Raw genomic sequence first — 2,023 nt, forward strand, 5'->3', positions numbered from 1 at the left:
GTCGAGGAGATCGGCCGTCAGGTCCGCGATTCCAGCCGGATTGCGGAAGCTGCCGTGGTGCAGGCCAAGGAGACTGACGGTCGCATCGGCAAGCTCTCGCATGCCGCCCAGCAGATCGGCGAAGTCGTCAAGCTGATCACCGCGATTGCCGAGCAGACCAATCTTCTGGCGCTCAATGCCACCATCGAGGCGGCGCGCGCCGGTGAAGCCGGCCGCGGCTTTGCCGTGGTCGCCAGCGAAGTGAAGTCATTGGCGAGCCAGACCGCGAAGGCGACGGACGAGATCTCCTCGCACATCACGGGCATGCAGGGCGCCACGGCCGAATCGGTTGCCGCGATCAAGGAGATCGGTGCGACCATCGGCCAGATCTCGTCGATTTCGACCTCGATCGCGAGCGCGGTCGAGCAGCAGGGCGCGGCGACGCAGGAAATCGCCCGCAGCGTCCAGACCGTCGCCCAGGGCACCCAGACCGCGGCCACCGACATCGGTGAGGTCAACCGCGGCGCCGCTGAGACCGGCTCGGCCTCGGAGGAGGTGCTGCACTCGGCCAAGACGCTGTCATCCGAAAGCACCCGCCTGCGCGCCGAGCTCGATCGGTTCATGGCCAATATTCGGGCGGCGTAAGGCTCGCTGAGCGTTAGACGCTCCGCTATCGCCAGCTTTCCGCTGTCGCCCTGCGAACGCAGGGACCCATAACCCCAGGGAGAAGTTGGGACGCAAGACCCGTAACTCCGAGGCTTCGCCAAACCACTGTGGCTATGGCGACGAGCGCAAGCGCGGAGGTCCCCGATCTGCGCTTCGCTTGTCGGGGACGACAGCGGAGTACGCATCTTCCCCGCTCACCTAACCGCGAGTTGCGGCGCCACAAATTTACCACAGCTTATCCTTTGCCGATTACCGTGCGGGCGAGTCAGGAAGCGGGCTGCTTCCGGGCTGCGCCTGGTTTTCCGCGAATGGAATGGGGTGGGGGAATGTCGGTCAAGTCCAAGTCCAAGTCCAAGTCGAAGTCGAACCAATCGAAGCTGCCAACCTTGCGCTTTCGCGCAAAAATCATCCTCGGCTTCGTGGCGGTGCTAGCCATCCTCGCCGTCAGCATGGCTTTCGCCTATTTCGGCTTCGAGCGGATCCAGGCCGCCGTGGCTTCCTACCGCACCAGCGTATCGGAAGCCGACCTCGCGCGGACGGTCGATCGTGAGCTGATCGCCTATCAGGGACTGGCCCGGGCCTATACCCTGACGGGCGCGGTGGACGACGAGACCGCAGCCAAGGCTGCCGAAGACAATCTGAAGAGCGCGATCGCCAAGTCGATGTCCGCCACGACAGGCGCCGCCCGCCGCGAGCAGGTCGGCAAGCTGGAGGCCGAGTTTCAGCGCTTCACGAAGGTGTTCGGAGAGATCATCATCCTGACTCGCGAGAACAACAAGATCGCCGCCGATGAGCTCAACAGCGTCGGCAACAAGATCCGCTTCAAGTTCGACGACCTCGCCGATACTGCCGCGCTGGCGGGGCTGGCATCGGTCCAGACCACGGCCAAGGACATCACCTCGCAATATCTGGCTGTCTCCACCTCGGTCAGTGCCTTCGTGGCCAAGCCGGAGCCGAAGACCGCCGACGGCGTGATCGCCCGCATCAAATTCCTGGAGACCCTGCTGGTCTCGATCTATGCCAGCGACCAGAAGATCACCGACCGCGTCACCGAGATCGGAAATCTGCTGAAGCAGTACCGCACCTCGTTCGCGAAGCTGACCGAGAATGTGAAGATCATCGTCAAGTCGAACGGTGAGATGACCAAGACGGCGGCGACCATTCTCAAGCTCTCGGCCGAGCTGCGTTCGGATTTGACCGCCGACCAGCAGCGCATCGAGGTGAGCGCCAACGCGACGATCGGAGAGACCGAGCAGCTGATGCTGATGATGGCGCTCGGCGGCCTTGCCATCGGTGCCGTGTTGGCCCTGTGGCTCGGCAACGGTATCTCGCGTCCGATGATCGCGATGTGCAAGGCGATGCGCGAGCTGGCCTCGGG

Annotated in this window: 1 protein-coding gene and 1 pseudogene; both read left to right on the forward strand. The window is 63.8% G+C overall.

Going from position 1 to position 2,023, the window contains the following annotated elements:
- Nucleotides 1-624: methyl-accepting chemotaxis protein (locus tag A3AS_RS44505; RefSeq protein WP_245283405.1), on the forward strand; the 624-nt coding region annotated here is incomplete at its 5' end.
- 329 nt (nucleotides 625-953) lie between these two features.
- Nucleotides 954-2,023 (forward strand): annotated as a pseudogene (locus A3AS_RS44510) (methyl-accepting chemotaxis protein); the annotation flags it as partial.

The organism is Bradyrhizobium sp. WSM2793 (assembly GCF_000379585.1).
GTDB lineage: Bacteria > Pseudomonadota > Alphaproteobacteria > Rhizobiales > Xanthobacteraceae > Bradyrhizobium.